At 71.0% G+C, this 14,584-nt stretch carries 14 protein-coding genes and 1 pseudogene; 3 read left to right on the top strand and 12 right to left on the bottom strand.

Annotated features, from left to right (window positions below; all coding sequences use genetic code 11):
* Positions 1-967, top strand: a 967-nt coding sequence (locus VFM98_RS03790; RefSeq protein ID WP_325108571.1) for an FAD-binding oxidoreductase, incomplete at its 5' end; no start/stop codon positions are given.
* Positions 968-1,137: 170 nt separating this feature from the next.
* Here VFM98_RS03790 and VFM98_RS03785 read toward each other — a convergent pair.
* From VFM98_RS03785 to VFM98_RS03740, 10 genes are all read right to left on the bottom strand, one after another.
* Entirely contained in the window at positions 1,138-1,389 is a 252-nt protein-coding gene (locus tag VFM98_RS03785; RefSeq protein WP_325108570.1) for a hypothetical protein, read from the bottom strand.
* Positions 1,390-1,471: 82 nt separating this feature from the next.
* Entirely contained in the window at positions 1,472-2,308 is an 837-nt protein-coding gene (locus tag VFM98_RS03780; RefSeq protein WP_325108569.1) for a class III extradiol dioxygenase family protein, read from the bottom strand.
* A 4-nt stretch (positions 2,309-2,312) separates the two neighbouring features.
* On the bottom strand, positions 2,313-2,690 hold the full coding sequence (locus VFM98_RS03775) for a protocatechuate 4,5-dioxygenase subunit alpha (RefSeq protein WP_325108568.1): 378 nt from the start codon (positions 2,688-2,690) through the stop codon (positions 2,313-2,315).
* Between the two features lie 128 nt (positions 2,691-2,818).
* On the bottom strand, positions 2,819-4,024 hold the full coding sequence (locus tag VFM98_RS03770; RefSeq protein WP_325108567.1) for a CoA transferase: 1,206 nt from the start codon (positions 4,022-4,024) through the stop codon (positions 2,819-2,821).
* Between the two features lie 18 nt (positions 4,025-4,042).
* Positions 4,043-5,044 carry an aldo/keto reductase gene (locus VFM98_RS03765; protein ID WP_325108566.1) on the bottom strand — a complete coding sequence of 334 codons (1,002 nt, stop codon included), beginning with the start codon at positions 5,042-5,044 and terminating at the stop codon, positions 4,043-4,045.
* A 179-nt stretch (positions 5,045-5,223) separates the two neighbouring features.
* Positions 5,224-5,667, bottom strand: a complete 444-nt coding sequence (locus tag VFM98_RS03760; protein ID WP_325108565.1) for a VOC family protein — start codon at positions 5,665-5,667, stop codon at positions 5,224-5,226.
* A gap of 104 nt (positions 5,668-5,771) precedes the next feature.
* Positions 5,772-7,019, bottom strand: a complete 1,248-nt coding sequence (locus tag VFM98_RS03755) for a hypothetical protein (RefSeq protein WP_325108564.1) — start codon at positions 7,017-7,019, stop codon at positions 5,772-5,774.
* Between the two features lie 13 nt (positions 7,020-7,032).
* Positions 7,033-9,846, bottom strand: a complete 2,814-nt coding sequence (locus tag VFM98_RS03750; RefSeq protein WP_325108563.1) for an ATP-binding protein — start codon at positions 9,844-9,846, stop codon at positions 7,033-7,035.
* Positions 9,847-9,849: 3 nt separating this feature from the next.
* Positions 9,850-10,611, bottom strand: a complete 762-nt coding sequence (locus VFM98_RS03745) for a hypothetical protein (RefSeq protein ID WP_325108562.1) — start codon at positions 10,609-10,611, stop codon at positions 9,850-9,852.
* Positions 10,608-11,921, bottom strand: coding sequence for a hypothetical protein (locus VFM98_RS03740; RefSeq protein ID WP_325108561.1), 1,314 nt, complete (start codon positions 11,919-11,921; stop codon positions 10,608-10,610). Before VFM98_RS03740 ends, VFM98_RS03745 begins: the two co-directional genes overlap by 4 nt.
* A 128-nt stretch (positions 11,922-12,049) precedes the next feature.
* Here VFM98_RS03740 and VFM98_RS03735 point away from each other — a divergent pair, with 128 nt between their 5' ends.
* Complete coding sequence (locus VFM98_RS03735; protein ID WP_325108560.1) at positions 12,050-12,289, top strand: hypothetical protein; 240 nt, start codon at positions 12,050-12,052, stop codon at positions 12,287-12,289.
* Between the two features lie 199 nt (positions 12,290-12,488).
* Positions 12,489-13,220, top strand: a complete 732-nt coding sequence (locus VFM98_RS03730; RefSeq protein ID WP_325108559.1) for a transglycosylase SLT domain-containing protein — start codon at positions 12,489-12,491, stop codon at positions 13,218-13,220.
* Between the two features lie 96 nt (positions 13,221-13,316).
* Here the strand turns inward: VFM98_RS03730 and VFM98_RS03725 are convergent, their stop codons facing one another.
* Together VFM98_RS03725 and VFM98_RS03720 are read right to left on the bottom strand one after the other, a co-directional pair.
* On the bottom strand, positions 13,317-14,270 hold the full coding sequence (locus tag VFM98_RS03725) for a Gfo/Idh/MocA family oxidoreductase (RefSeq protein WP_325108558.1): 954 nt from the start codon (positions 14,268-14,270) through the stop codon (positions 13,317-13,319).
* Positions 14,267-14,584, bottom strand: a pseudogene (locus VFM98_RS03720) (hypothetical protein); the annotation flags it as partial. The pseudogene VFM98_RS03720 and the gene VFM98_RS03725, both read right to left, overlap by 4 nt.

Below are 14,584 nucleotides of genomic sequence, written 5' to 3'. Positions count from 1 at the left end.
CGCGCTCACGCGCGCGAGCCGTGCGTTCTTCGCGGCCCCGCCGCCGGATTTCAGCGAGCATCCGCTGCTCACGCCGCGCGGCTGCCTGTTCGTGGCCGCGCCGGGGCAGGAGGCGCTGCTGCAAGCGCACTGGGAGCTGCTGCACGCCATGACGCCGCAGGCGCGCCGGCTCACGTCGCAGCAGGCGCTGGAGTTGGTGCCTGCGCTGCGGCGCGAATGCGTCATCGGCGCCGTGCTGGAACCGGAGGCGGCGGACATGGACGTGCACGCGATCCACCAGGGCTTCCTGCGCGCGACGCGCCGCGCGGGCGGCACCATCGTGTGCGACGCGGAGGCCGAACGCATCGCGCGCGTGCAAGGGCAGTGGGAGGTCACCACGCCGCAGGGCGCTTACCGCGCGCCGGTGCTGGTGAACGCGGCCGGCGCCTGGGCCGACGTGGTGGCGCAACGTGCGGGCGTGCCGGCACTCGGCCTGCAGCCGAAGCGCCGCTCCGCCTTCACCTTCGCGCCGCCGGCCGGCGTGGACGTGCGCGGGTGGCCCTGCGTGATCAGCGCCGACGAAAGCTGGTACTTCAAGCCGGACGCGGGCCTGCTGCTCGGCTCGCCGGCCAATGCCGACCCGGTGCCGCCGCAGGACGTGCAGCCGGAGGAACTGGACATCGCGCTCGCCATCGACCGCATCGCCGCCATGACGACGCTGGAGATCCGGCGCCCGGCGCGCACGTGGGCCGGCCTGCGCTCCTTCGTCGCCGACGGCGACCTGGTGGGCGGCTTCGATCCGGCCGCGCCGGGCTTCTTCTGGGCCGCCGCGCAAGGCGGCTACGGCATCCAGACCTCCCCCGCGATGGGCGAGGCGTGCGCCGCGCTGGCGCGCGGACTGCCGCTGCCGCAACGCATCGCGGAGTGCGGATTGACGGAGGCGATGCTGGGGCCGGGACGATTGCGGGTCCCAGGCGCCGGCTCGTAAATCGGCGCTGAGCGCCCGCTCGTAAATCGGCGCTGAGCGCCGCAGGCCGAAGCCCAGCTTCGCTGCGCTCGCTGATCGCTGGGCTTCGCGCTGGCGCGGCTCAGCACCAGCCTACGGGAGCCAGCGCGCGGGCATCTTTCGACGCAAGGAGCCGCAGAAGACCGCGCGGCTCAGAACATCGTCTCCTGGTACCGGTCGTCCTTGCCGTCCGTGCGCCCGTGCAGCAACTGCACCTCCGGGTGCGACGCGGCGTCGATCTCGTACTGCTTGCCGCAGGCCGGGCACTCGTATTCGCGCGGCCACAGGCGCATCGGGTCCGCCGGCCGGTCCGCGAGCACGCGGAAGCGGGCGCCGCAGTAGACACAGGACCGCTCGAAGATGCCGAGGCCGACCTCGACTTCGGGTTCCACTGCCTGCTTCATGCCGATCCTCCTCTGGAAGTGGACACGGGCAGTATGCGCCTGCCCCTGCCCCGCTTCAAGCGGAGGGCCCGTACGGGCGCGGCTACTCCAGCGCTTCCAGCGCCATCATCCCGGCCGCCGTGTTGGAGATCGGGATGTGGTAATTGGTGTGCACCTTGCGCACGAAGCCCGGCACCGCGCCGCGCGTGGCCAGCCACATCAGCAGCTCGACGCCCTGCGTGCCGGTCTTCTCCACCAGCTCGTGGATGCTGTACTGGGTGGCCCACTCGGGGTCGTGCAGCAGGCTGTCCATGAACTTGAGGTCGAAAGGCTTGTTGATGAAGCCGGCGCGCTCGCCATCGAGCTGGTGCGACAGCCCGCCGGTGCCGATCACCACCACGCGCTTGTCGCTGTCCCAGGAGCGGATCGCCTCGCCCACCGCCTGCCCCAGCTGCCAGCAGCGGCGCGCGCTGGGCAGCGGAAACTGCACGGTGTTGATGCAGATCGGCACAGTCGTTACCGGGCAGCCCCTGGGCCAGAACAGCTTGAGCGGAATCGTGAAGGCGTGGTCGACCAGCATCTCCTGGCAGGTCGTGACGTCGAAGTCGCGCTCGACCAGGCGTTCGATCACGTGCCAGGACAGGTCCACCTCGCCCTGGAAGGGCGGCAGCGTGGGAAGGCCCCAGCCTTCGTCCGCGTTGCGGTACTCGGGCGCGGCGCCGACCGCGAAGGTCGGCATCTTGTCGAGGAAGAAATTGAGCCCGTGGTCGTTGTAGAAGACGACGGCCACATCGGGCTTCACTTCGTCCAGCCACGCGTGCACCGGCAGGAAGCCGTCGAAGAAGGGCTTCCAGTACGGCTCCTGCTGCAGCCCCTTGGCGATGGCGCCGCCGATGGCGGGCACGTGGGAGGTGGTGAGTCCGCCGACGATCCTGGCCATGGCGTTACTCCTGCCAGCCGACGAACGCGACCGGCTGCTCGTTCTGGCGCACCAGCCGCGCCTTGAATTCCTCCTTGCTCAGGCCCGTCTGCAGGGCCCCGAGGTCCTGCACGTCCAGGCCGAGGATGCCGGCGAACTTGGCCAGGTAGTAGACGTTGCCGCCCGCGGCCAGCAGGCCCGGCACGTTGCGCTCGCGCACCGCCCATGCCTGGGCCTCGTTCAGGCCGTAGCGGCGCATGTAGGCCTCCTCGTCGGCCTTGAACGCGTCACGGTTCGCCGCCTCGTTGAAGGAGAAGCACATGCGGTTGAGGGCGTAGCCCTTGCGCGCCTGGGTGCCGTCGAAGATGGTCGTGCCGAAGATGGGCGGACGTGCTTGGTTCATGGGTGGGCGGGGAAATGCCGTGCAAGTTTTTCCCGCCCCAAGCGCACGCTGCTTGACGAAGATCAAGTGCGGCGCATCCCGGGAATGCTTCGCAATCCCGTCCCGGCCTTGCCGTTACTTCGATTGGCTCATGACGGCACCCGGGTCGCGCGCACGACGCCTTGCGAGAGCAGCGCGCCCACCTCCGCGTCGCTGTACCCGAGGCCACGCAGCACCTCCCCGGTGTGCTGGCCGTGCAGGGGGGCCGGCTGGCGGATCTGCGTCAGCTCGCCGCTGGACTTGAGCGGCAGGCCCAGGGTCTTCATCGGCCCGATCGTCGGATGCTCGAGGTCGTAGACCATCCGGCGGTGCTGCACGTGCGGATCGGCCAGCGCCTGGTCGTAGGTGTAGACGGGCCCGCCCGGCACGCCCGCGGCGTCGAGCTTCTCCACCCAGAACGCCGTCGGCTGCGTGGCCGTGATCTCCTCGATCAGGGCCTCCAGCGCGTCGGCGTTCTTCACCCGCAACTCGTTGCGCGCGAAGCGCGGGTCCTCCAGCCAGTGCGGCCGATCCACCACCTGGGTGGCGAAGGCGCGCCAGAGCTTCTCGCCCGAAGCGCCGACCGTGACGTAGCCGTCTTGGGTGCGGTAGGCCTGGTAGGGCGCCACGCGGCGATGGCGCGTGCCGGTGGCCGTGGGCTGCTCGCCCGAACCGAACCAGGCGCTGAACTCCCAGATGCTCCACGCGAGCCCCGCTTCCAGCAGCGAGCTCTCGAGGTACTGGCCCTCGCCGTGGCGCAACTTGCCGATGAAGGCGCCGAGGATGCCGTACAGGGTGGTGACGCCGCAGGCGATGTCGTGCATCGCGATCCCCACCTTGGCCGGCCGCCCGCCGGGATAACCCGTCATCATCATGACGCCCGACATGCCCTGGGCGATGATGTCGAAGCCGCCCTTGCGGCCGTAGGGCCCGGTCTGGCCGAAGCCGGACATGGAGGCGTAGATGATCCCCGGGTTGGCCTGCTTCGCGGCCTCGTAGTCGATGCCGAGCTTCTTCACCACGCCGGGGCGGAAGTTCTCCAGCATGATCTCGCAGCCGGCCGCCAGCTTCAGCACGATCTCCCGGCCGGCTGGCGACTTCAGGTCCAGCGCGATGCTCTTCTTGTTGCGGTTCAGCACCGCGAAGCAGTACGACTCGTCCCGCACCTTGGGCTCGAAGGTGCGCGTGCTGTCGCCTTCGAGGCTTTCGACCTTGATCACCTCGGCGCCGAGGTCGCCCAGCACCATGCTGCAGTAGGGACCCGCCATCACGTTGGTCAGGTCGAGAACGCGGACGCCTTGGAGCGGAAGCGGCATGCGGCGGGTTCCTCGGGTTCAGAACGTTTCGGCGTCGACCTCACGGTTCGCCTGCTCGCCGTAACGGTTGCCGGCCACCGTGTGCTGGTTGATCAGCGCGTCGAGCCGGCCGACCAGCTCCGGCGGCAGGCGCAGGTCCGCGGCGCGCAGGTCTTCCTGCAGGTGCTCCACGCGGGTCGTGCCAGGGATCGGAATGATGTTCTCGCCCCGCCGCAGCAGCCAGGCGAGCGCGAGCTGCGCCGGCGTGCAGCCGGCCTCGCGCGCGAGCGCCTTGTACGCGGGCAGCAGCTGCAGGTTCTTCGCGTGGTTGTCCGGATCGAAGCGCGGCATGGTGCGCCGGATGTCCTTGGCGTCGAAGCCCGTCACGTCGGGCACGGCATCGCACAGGAAGCCGCGCGCCACCGGGCTGAAGGCCACGAAGGCGATGCCCAGTTCGCGGCAGGCCTCGAGCATGGCGATCTCGGGATTGCGCGTCCACAGCGAGTATTCGTTCTGCACCGCCGTGACGGGATGCACGGCGTGCGCGCGGCGCAGGGTGGCGGCCGAGACCTCCGACAGGCCGATGGTCCGCACCTTGCCCTCTTCCACCAGCCGGCTGAGGGCGCCGACGCTCTCCTCGATCGGCACCTTCTTGTCCCAGCGGTGCAGGTAGTACAGGTCGATCGTGTCGGTCTGCAGGCGCCGCAGGCTGTCCTCGCAGTTGCGGCGCAGCGCCTCCGGCCGGCCGTCGATCACCCGCTTGAGCACGCCGTTCTCGTCCGGCACGCCGGCCAGCCCGCCCTTGCTGCAGAGGGTGATGTGCTGCCGGTGCGGTTTGAGCACCCGGCCCACCAGCTCCTCGTTCCGTCCGAAGCCGTAGAGCGCCGCGGTGTCGAAGAGCGTCACGCCTTCGTCGATCGCGGCCCGCAGCACCCGCTCGCCCTGCTCCGGCGGCGGCGGCACGCCGTAGGCGTGGCTCAGGTTCATGCAGCCGAGGCCGATGGCGGTGACGGTGAAGGGGCCGATGTGTCGCGTGTGCATGGGAAGGGTCGAGTCGAAGACGCGTGAGCTTACGTCAAGCCGCCCCGCCGCGCACGACGCGGCTCCGGCGGGCACGCTTCTCCCGCAGGCTGGCGGTGGAGCGAAGCGAAACCCCAGCGCTCCTGCGCCCTCAGAGCCAGCTCTCCTGCTCCGCCTTGCGGAAGCAGGACGCCCCGCGCCTACTTGGCGAACAGGCGCGTGATGTCCGCGAACGCCTTCACCTCGATCGCGTTGCCGGACGGATCGAGGAAGAACATGGTGGCCTGTTCGCCGGGCTGGCCCTGGAAGCGGATGTAGGGCTCGATGATGAATTCGATGCCCTGCGCCTTCAGCCGCGCGGCCAGGGCGTCGAAATCCGCCATGGGCAGCACGATGCCGAAGTGGCGCACCGGCACGCCGTGGCCGTCCACCGCATTGCGCTGGGCCGTGCCGCTTTCGGAAGGCGCCAGGTGGGCGACGATCTGGTGGCCGTAGAAATTGAAGTCCACCCACTCGTCCGAGCTGCGGCCTTCGGGGCAGCCGAGCGTGCCGCCGTAGAAGCGGCGCGCCGCGGCGAGATCGTGCACCGGGAAGGCGAGGTGGAAGGGGGAGAGCGGCGCGGGATTGGTGGCGGGGGCTTGCATGGGGTTGGAGCGGGTCGGCACTGCGAGGGCCGCAGCTTAGCGCAGCCAGCGCCCGAGGTCCTGCCGGGAAGATTCGATGGCACGGACCTCGTGCGCCCGACTCGCTACAGCCAGCTTTCCTGCTCCGCCTTCCGGCCTTCGGAGCGCATGGCTTCGCACAGCGCGCGCAGTTCGGGATGCAGGCCAACGTCCTGCAGCAGGCGCTGCAGCAGCGCGAGGTCGTGGGCGTTGAGCGGCCACCGCTGCGAGGTCGCTTGCCATTCCGCCACACCCATTCGCCGCGGCGACCAGGAAAGACCCTGTTGCCGCCAGATCGCCGCCACGGTGCACGCGATGTCCACGCCGGCAGGGTCGGCGTCCGCGCTGATCGCGGCCGGCGCGGGCGCCAGGCGCAGCAGGTGTGCCACGCTCTCCAGCCACTCGGCCGAGGGGCGGCCAGGGACCCACAACGCCAGTTCGCCGGCCGGCAGCGCCTCGGCCTGGCGCTCGAAGCTGGCCCGGTTCTCGATCAGCCAGTAGCCCCGCAGGCCCCCGCCCGGGCACGAGAGCCGCTCGATGCGGCGCGCATCGCGCATGGGCACGCCGACGCAATGCAGCGCGCCGGCATCGAGCCGGCGCTCCCCCCAGTGCAGCGAGACCTCGCCGGCCAGCCACAACACGGGGGCGAAGCTTGCGATCCCGAGCCGCTCCAGGTCGAACGCGCTCGCCAGCCAGCGCCAGTCGCCCGCCCCCATGGCCTTGGTGCTGCCGCGGGCCCACAGGGCGAAGTCGCGGCGCAGCTCGCGCCTGCCGGCCGCGCACCACTGCGCCAGCGCCTCGAGCAGCTCGAGCCTCGTCCGCAGGGTCTCCAGCTTGAGCGCCCGCTCCTCGCCGAGCTGCTGCAGCGCGGCCCGCATCTCGTCCAGCAGGTCGGGATCGGGCGCCGGGCCTGCCGTGGCCTCGGCCCAGTGCGCCAGCCAGGAGCGGAACTGCTCCAGCAAGCCGCTGCGCTCCTCTTCCCGCTGGCGCGCGCTGCCGACGCCCAGCAGCCGCTTCAGGCGATCGAGGTCGCGCCAGGTGATCCACTGCCACTGCCAGCTGCCGCCGGCGAGGCGCTCGCGTCGCACGATCCAGCCTTCGCGCAGCAGCCGCTCGCACAGGCTCTCGGCGCGCTCGATGCCGTCGCGCCCCGCATCCTTCAGCAGCGACGCGCGGCTGCGGCGCGGGTTGTCCGCGCGCAGCCAGCGGCGCAGCAGTTCCTGGTCCTCGGGCCCGAGCAGCGGCGCCGTCTCGGGCACCGCACCGGACGTGCAGCGATCGCGCTCCCCGCGGCGAACGTCCGCATCGAGCCAGGGCTGGGCCGGGATCGGCATTGCGCAGCTCGCCTCAGAGCGTCGCTTCGGCTCGCCGTTGCAGCACGCCGATCGGCGGCGCCCAGCGTGCGCCCGAGGGCTTCTTCGCGGTGACCAGCGTGATGTCCGCCGGCTCGAACACTTCGACGTTGTGCGTGATCGGCGTCGTCAGCACATACTGCGCACGGGTCGATTTGAGGAAGTGCCCCACCAGCTGGATGTTGCGCACGTCCAGGTGGGCGAAGGGCTCGTCGATGAAGACGAAGCCGCCCGGCGTCTCCTCGTCCTTCAGCAGGCCCACCAGCAGGATCAGCGACTTGATCACCTGCTGGCCGCCGGATGCCTCGCCGTCGTTCAGGCCGATCTGGCCCTTGCCGTCGAAGTTGAAGCTGACCTTGAGTTCGGCCTGGCGCAGCACGGTGTCGTCGTTGTCCAGGTGCGGCAGGTCGGCGCTGACCTCCACACCGGCCAGCTGCCCCAGCTCCACGATGTTCCTGCGGTAGCGCCGCACGGTGGCCCGCAGCACGTCGATGTAGCGCTCGCGCGCGTTGCCCACCGCGATGCGGGCCGCCTCGTTGCTGGCCTTGCGCTGCTCCAGCTCGGTGCGCTGGCCGCCGACGGTGGCGCGCATCAGCGTCGCCTTTTCCTCCACCGTGGCGTCGGTTTCCCAGTGCCCCTGCGCCAGTTCGCGCTCGACCTGTTCGTCGCGCAGGCGGGCCTGGGTCGCGTTCAGGTAATGCCGCCGCAGCTCCTGCAGCGTCTCGCCGCGGATCCAGCGCGGCGGAAAGCGCCGCTTCTGCGCCTGCGACTTCGCCGCCCGGGCACGCTGCAGCTCGTGACGCTCCTTCCATTCGCGCTCGTGCTTCTCCGCGGCGCGCTCGCTGTCGGCGAGCCGGTTCTGCGTTTCGCGGTAGCTCGCGTCGGCCTGCGTCTGCGCGATCACGGCCTTCTTGTGCTCCTCGTCCAGCGCCTGCCAGCGCCGGCTCGCCTCCACCCGCGCCTGCCGCAGCGCCGGCAGCTGCTGCCGCGCCTGCGCGAATTCCTCGCTGCGCTGCGCCAGTTCCTCCGCGGCCCGATGGCCCTTGCCGGCGTCGACGGCTGCCTTCAGCTGCCGGTTCACGTCCGCCTGCTGCTGCGCGATCTCGCCCAGCTCGCCGTCGAGCGCGCCGAGGCGGCGCTCGATCGAGTGCCGGCGCGAAGCCAGCGCAGCGGCGCCGAACTGGTGCTGGCCCGGATCGACCCACACGCTGCGCCCGCCGCGGGCGTCGCGCCAGTAGGCGTCAGGGGTGATCCATTCGCCCCCGGCCCGCACGCCCTCGGCGGTGCCTTCCACCCGCCGGATCTGCGCCAGCGACTTCAGCAGCCACACGGGCGCGCTCGCCGAGAAGCGCAGCACCGCCAGCAGGCTGCCCGCCTCCGGCTGCGCCGGCGCCGGCGCCGCTTCCGCCACCAGGTAGTGGCGATAGCGCTCGCGTTCGGCCAGGGCCATGGCACGCGCCTCGTCGCCCGCGTCCTGCAGCACCACGACCCAGCGCGAGCCGCGCAGCACGCCCTCGGCCGCCGCACGCCAGCGCTCGTCGAGGATCTCGATCACGTCGGCAAGCACGTGGTGGGCCACGTTCTCCTGGCGCAGCACGCGCAGGAAACGCTCCACCTCGGGCGGCGGCGGCGCCTGGCGCTGGCCCTGCAGCCGGTCCAGCGCCTCCTGGGCCTCGCGGCGCTGCGCGCCCACGGCATGCCAGCGCTCGGCCAGCTGCGACTTGCGTTCCTCCAGGCTGCGCACCCGCTCGGCCAGCTGCGCCGCGTCGCCCTCCACGGCGGCCAGCGCCTGCAGTTCGTCGGCGCGCTTGGCCAGCTCCTCGACCGGCCGTTCGGCGTCGCGGGCCTGCTGCTGCGCGGCCTGCGCGGCGTGCTTGTCGGCTTCGAGCTGGCGCACCCGTTCGGCCGCCTGCTGCTGCTCGTGCAGCAGCGTGAGCAGGCGCTGCCGCCAGCTGCCGCGCTCGCGCGCCTCGGCCGCGTGGTGGATGCGCTGGCGGTGCAGCTCACCCAGGCGCGCCGCGATGTCGTGCCGCTCCTCGGCCCAGTCCAGTACCGGGATCACCTCGGTGTGCAGCTTCTGCCGCTCCTGCTGCTTCGACTGGTACTCGCGGTACAGGTTGACGCGCGCATCGAGCTGGGCCAGCTGCGCCTCGCCGTGCGCGAGCTCGCGTTCGGCCGCCTCCACTTCCTCGGCCAGCTGCCGCTGGTGGGTGCGCGCCTCCTCGTAGCGATCCAGCACTTCCTGGTCGCCGAAGACGTCGAACACCAGGCGCAGCAACTCCTTGGGCGAGTATTCGCACAGGCGGTCGGTCTGGCCCTGCTCCAGCGCCAGCACGCGGGCGATGGCGCGCGACAGGCCCGCGCCTTCGAGCCGCTTGCGCCAGTGCTCGATGCCGAGCCAGTCCTTCTCCGGCAGGTTGACCAGTTCCTCGACGGGCACGTCGCCTTCCAGCATCACGTAGCTGCGTCGCCAGTCGCCGCCATTGCGCTCGATGCGGCAGGCCAGCGTCACCTGGTCGGAGTACAGCAGGCAGCGGGCGAACGGCCGCGTCGAGGACTGGCGGCCGCGCGGCCGGTTCTCCACCGTGGCGCGCAGCCACGCCGTGTCGGCGTTGGCGTGGCGCGCATAGGTCTTGTAGCTGCGCCCGCCCGAGCATTCGAGCCCGAGCAGCGTGCGCATGGCGTCCAGCAGGGTCGTCTTGCCGGAGCCGTTGGGGCCAGCAACCGTGATGATCGCGCCGTCCAGCGGCAGACTCAGGCGCTGGCAGTAGTCCCAGTGGAGCAGTTCGAGGCTTTGCAGGTGGAACATGCGTCAGGCCTCCTCTTGCTGCATTGCTCCCTCCCCCGCAGGGGGAGGCCTGCGGGGTCCCCCGGAAACGGCTTCAGCCTTTTCCGGAGGCGGGAGTTGGGGGTGCGAGCGCTCCCCGGCCTCCTTGCGGTTGCGGGCGAGCACTTCGCCGAGCGCCCCCTCCAGGATGCGCGGCGCGAGCGTGTCGTAATCGAGCAGCAGGTCCAGCAGCGGCCCCTCGCCGATGTCGTCTCCCCTGCGGACGATGAAGCCCTGCGCTTCCAGCCGCTTCAGGTTGCTTTCCAGCCGCACCTTCTTTCCCAGCTGATTGCCGAAGTCTGCCAACAGTGCCTTGTACGAGACCACCGGGCTGACGGCGGCAGCCGTCGGCATCGGCTTGTCGGCGCGGAACATCTCGCCCTGGTGGTCCGCTTCGGCCGCCGCGGCGCGCGCCGCCTGGCGTTCGCGCTTGGGCAGCACGATCAGCGACCACAGCACGACCAGCAGCGACACCCCGTCGCGCGGCAGCTCGATGTTGTTGCTGCCGTCCAGCCCGCCCTCGCCGAACACGGCGGGTTCGGCCGCGCGCTGCAGCGCCACGGTCACGTGGTCGGCGTGGATGTTGTCCACCAGGCGCAGGCCCACCTGCGCCAGGCGCTCCTGCACCGCCTGCCACAGGTCGGCGTCGATCAGGGCGCGCTTCACGCGCGGGTGCTGGCGCGGCAGCCAGCGGCGCGCGAGCAGTTCCGCCGCCAGCAGCGCGGCGTCGTCGGGAGGGGCAGTCATGATTCGGAAGGCAATGATTCGGGATGGAGCTCGCCGGCACTGAGCGCGGCCACGTGCGCGTCGTCGACGCGCTCGATCGCGGGCGTGAGCACCGCGCGCCACCGCGAGCGCGCCAGGTCGCCCGTCTGGCCCTGCAGCGTGCGCGCCTGCGCGTCGCCCAGCAGCGGCAGCAGTTGCATTCGATAGGCCGCCTGTGCGAAGCGGCCGCCCAGCACGGCGTCGCGCACCGGGCGCGGCGTGCCCGCGCCGGGATCGGATCCCGTCCAGTCCGTCAGCTTGCCGATCAGGGCCTCGAGTTCCACCGGCATGCGCAGCGTCTCCAGCGTGCCGGCCACGGCCGCCGCCGGCGGCGGCAGGCCGGTGGAACGCTGGGGATCGGGCCGGTCGCGCTCGAACTCGCCTTCGGCCACGTCGATCAGGTCGTGCGGGCTCACGAACACCGGCCGCACGCCGGTGGAAAGCGCGTCGCCCAGGAGTTCGTGCAGCGCGGGGTGCTGCTGCAGCCATTGGCGCACGTCGGAGCTGGTGATGCCGGTGCTGCCCAGCGTGACGCGCTGGCGATCGGCCTGCTGCAGCGCGCGCGTGAACTGGCTGGCCATGGAGAGCAGGCGCGCCTGGCCCTGGCCGAGCGCGCGCGCCTCGCGCTCCAGCCGCGGGTCCTCGAAGTCGCTGCGAATGAGGGCCGTGAGCGCCTCGCCGGCCCGCTCCACCAGCGCCAGCGCGCGGTCGAAGCGGGGCTGGGCGGCGCGCAGCAGCGCCTCGGAGCCGCTCGCGATGGCGTCGGCGAAGTCGTCGTGCAGGCGCGCGAGCTGCGCGTGCAGGTGCTTGATCTGGCTCGCATCGGCCAGGCCCAGCGCCTGCGCGCCGGCCACCTGGGCCAGCAGCGAGGCCATCTCGTCGTCCTCGCCCGTGCCGGCCCGGGTGAGCGGCGCGAGCAGCGCATGCGCCTGCTGCGCGAGCGGCGAGAGGTGGTAGTCCTGCGCGGTGGCGTCCCAGACAAGCAGGCCGAGTTCGCGCAGGCGCTTCAGCACCATCTCCAGCGCCTCGGGCTTCAGCACGTGAAAGAGCTGGTTCAGGTCCTCGCGCTGCAGCCGCCCCTGCGGCTGGCTCGCCAGCTCCAGAAAGCACCACAGGCGCAGGCGCGCGGCGGCCTGCGCGCCTCCGAGGAGGCCGCGGACGGCGTCGATGAGATCCAGGCGCTGGGCGAGGGCCCAGGCGAGAGACGCTTCCGCGGCCAGCGAGGGCTCGCGGAAGTAGGACTCGAAGCTGCTGGATTCCTGTTCTTCGGACTGCGGGATGGGATCCGGCATGGGGCGATTTTGCCTGAGGGCCGCGGCGGTCCCGAAGGCGGGCGCGTGACAGACGGCAGGGTGCACAAGACCCTTCACCGGCGCCGCTGCCGCGCGTGGGCCACAATCGGGCTTTGTTGGGGGGCACCATGAGCAAGGAATGGAACGAAGCGGTCGCGGCCGCGGAGGCCGCCGCAGAGCGGAAGCAGGCCGCGGAAGCAATCGCGCAGGAGCGCTTCGACGCCGCGCGGGCCCGCTGCGAGGCCGCCGGCCGCGCGGACCAGGTCACGCAGACGCCCGAATTCCAGGAATGGATCGCCGCGCGCCATGCGTCGGACGACGCCTGGGGCGCCTGGGCCATGGCGATGGACGCCAAGCCCGGGGCCTGAACGCTCCGCTGAGGCAGGTTCGGCGGTCCATCCGAACCTGCCATCCCGTTCCTCACTGGAGCCCTGCGGCAATCGCAGCGGCCGCGCTTCGCGCGCACGCCCAAAGCGCGAATCCTCACGCGCCGAGCTTAGAACTTCCGCATTCCGTACGCCTCTATCAGCAGTCTCCTACACGCTGATCAAGAAGGACTTACACAGGATGCAGAGCTTCAAGACCTTTCCCGCCCGGGCCGCTTTCACCGTCACCGCGATCGCCACCCTGATGGGCCAGGTCTCCAGCGCTGCTGCATCTGCTCCCGCTCCCAGGACGACGGCGGCTGCGGCCGTGGCCGCGACCAAGGCCAAGGCTCCGCGCCTCGCTGCGGTGGCGCCGAAGCACACCCCGCTGCGCTCGCTGATGAAGTTCGAGACCGTGCGCTGGGGCGGCAGGACCGTGCAGACGCTCGACGAGGCCTCGCGCATCCGGCTCGCGCGCGCCGCGGCTGAAAAGGCCGGCCTGCGCGAAGTGGGCCTGGGTTACCAGGACGTCTACGGCATCATCGAAGCCGAGACCTCGTGGATCCAGCGCGCCGGCTCCAGCAAGGACGGCACGCCCAACCTGGGCCTGGCGCAGTTCGAGCCCCGCACGGCCAAGGGCCTGGGCCTGGAGGATCCGCGCGATCCGGTGCAGGCCGTGTTCGCCGCCGCCAGGTACATGAAGCTGGGCGCGAAGTGGGCCAGCGGCCGCATCGGCCACCTGAAGTCGAACCCTGCCCTCTACGCGGCCAAGCTGCGCGAAGGCGTGTCGGTCCACTACAACCTGTCGATCAAGGGCCGCAACAAGTGGAACGGCCTGAACACCGCGCAGCTGCCGGTGGAAACGCAGCGCCACATCCGCAATGCGGCGGCGGGTGCGAGGGAAGCGGCGCAACTCGCGGGCGAGCTCGCCTGACGGCGGGGCGCAGCGCTGGGCTTCGGCCTGACGGCTCTCAGCGCTACGGAGACGCCACCCGACCCGCGGTAGGTCTCCGGGCCGCGCGGGCGACGCTCACTGCAGCTGCTGCTCCAGCTGCGCCAGCACCTCGTAGCAGGGCAGCACCTTCGCCACGCTGGCGTTCGGCTCGCGCTTCTCGCGGATCGCGGCGATGAACTCGCGGTCCTGCAGCTCGATGCCGTTCATCGACACGTCCACCTTCGACACGTCGATCTTCTCCTCCTTGCCGTTGAACAGGTCGTCGTAGCGCGCGATGTAGGTCGCCGTGTCGCCGATATAGCGGAAGAAGGTGCCCAGCGGCCCCTCGTTGTTGAAGGACAGCGACAGCGTGCAGATCGCGCCGTTCTCCGCCTTCAGCTGGATGCTCATGTCCATCGCGATCCCCAGCTGCGGGTGGATCGGGCCCTGGACGGCATTGGCCTTGACCACGCGGCTGCCGGTCTGGTACTGGAACAGGTCCACGGTGTGCGCCGCGTGGTGCCACAGCAGGTGGTCCGTCCACGAGCGCGGCTGGCCCAGCGCGTTCCTGTTGGTGCGGCGGAAGAAGTAGGTCTGCACGTCCATCTGCTGGATGTGGAACTCGCCCGCCTCGATGCGCTTGCGCACGAACTGGTGGCTCGGGTTGAAGCGGCGCGTGTGGCCGCACATCGCGACCAGCCCGCTCTTCTTCTGCGCCTCCACGACCGCCCTGCCCTCCTCCAGCTTGTCGCAAAGCGGGATCTCCACCTGCACGTGCTTGCCGGCCTGCAATGCGGCGATGGACTGCTGCGCGTGCAGCTGCGTCGGCGTGCACAGGATCACGGCATCGACGTCCGGACGCGCCAGCGCCTCGTCGAGGTTGGTGGTCGCGTGCTTGGCGCCGTACTTCTGCGCCACTTCCTGCGCCTTGGGCAGCTCGCGGCCGATGATGGAGGTGACCTCCACGCCATCGATGTTCTTCAGGGCATCGAGGTGCTTGATGCCGAAGGCGCCGGGGCCGGCCAGCGCGATGCGCACGGATTGACTCATTGCTTGTTCTCCAGGATCAGGTGGCCGACGGCCGTGTTCGATGCGGGCACGTGGTAGAAGCGGTGCTTCACGACGGGCTTCGGCCCGCCGGCGACGTCGGCCATCGCGCCGCGCGCGATCAGCCACATCACGAGCTCGATGCCTTCGCTGCCGGCCTCCTGCACGTACTCCAGGTGCGGCACGCTGGCCAGCGCCTCGGGCTCGTCGATCAGGCGGTCGAGGAAGCGGTTGTCCCACTCGCGGTTGATCAGGCCCGCGCGCGGGCCCTGCAGCTGGTGGCTCATGCCGCCCGTGCCCCAGATCTGCACGTTCAG

Origin of the sequence: Ramlibacter sp. (assembly GCF_035706265.1) — a bacterium.
Taxonomy (GTDB): Bacteria; Pseudomonadota; Gammaproteobacteria; order Burkholderiales; family Burkholderiaceae_C; genus Ramlibacter.
The sequence above is the reverse complement of the archived record's forward strand: the minus strand, read 5'-3'. Positions and strand labels throughout refer to the sequence as shown.

Bases quoted from the DNA above. Each gene is read 5' to 3' on its own strand.
- VFM98_RS03785 (WP_325108570.1), bottom strand. From the start codon at position 1,389: ATGAAGCAGGCAGTGGAACCCGAAGTCGAGGTCGGCCTCGGCATCTTC.
- VFM98_RS03780 (WP_325108569.1), bottom strand. From the start codon at position 2,308: ATGGCCAGGATCGTCGGCGGACTCACCACCTCCCACGTGCCCGCCATC.
- VFM98_RS03775 (WP_325108568.1), bottom strand. From the start codon at position 2,690: ATGAACCAAGCACGTCCGCCCATCTTCGGCACGACCATCTTCGACGGC.
- VFM98_RS03770 (WP_325108567.1), bottom strand. From the start codon at position 4,024: ATGCCGCTTCCGCTCCAAGGCGTCCGCGTTCTCGACCTGACCAACGTG.
- VFM98_RS03765 (WP_325108566.1), bottom strand. From the start codon at position 5,044: ATGCACACGCGACACATCGGCCCCTTCACCGTCACCGCCATCGGCCTC.
- VFM98_RS03760 (WP_325108565.1), bottom strand. From the start codon at position 5,667: ATGCAAGCCCCCGCCACCAATCCCGCGCCGCTCTCCCCCTTCCACCTC.
- VFM98_RS03755 (WP_325108564.1), bottom strand. From the start codon at position 7,019: ATGCCGATCCCGGCCCAGCCCTGGCTCGATGCGGACGTTCGCCGCGGG.
- VFM98_RS03750 (WP_325108563.1), bottom strand. From the start codon at position 9,846: ATGTTCCACCTGCAAAGCCTCGAACTGCTCCACTGGGACTACTGCCAG.
- VFM98_RS03745 (WP_325108562.1), bottom strand. From the start codon at position 10,611: ATGACTGCCCCTCCCGACGACGCCGCGCTGCTGGCGGCGGAACTGCTC.
- VFM98_RS03740 (WP_325108561.1), bottom strand. From the start codon at position 11,921: ATGCCGGATCCCATCCCGCAGTCCGAAGAACAGGAATCCAGCAGCTTC.
- VFM98_RS03735 (WP_325108560.1), top strand. From the start codon at position 12,050: ATGAGCAAGGAATGGAACGAAGCGGTCGCGGCCGCGGAGGCCGCCGCA.
- VFM98_RS03730 (WP_325108559.1), top strand. From the start codon at position 12,489: ATGCAGAGCTTCAAGACCTTTCCCGCCCGGGCCGCTTTCACCGTCACC.
- VFM98_RS03725 (WP_325108558.1), bottom strand. From the start codon at position 14,270: ATGAGTCAATCCGTGCGCATCGCGCTGGCCGGCCCCGGCGCCTTCGGC.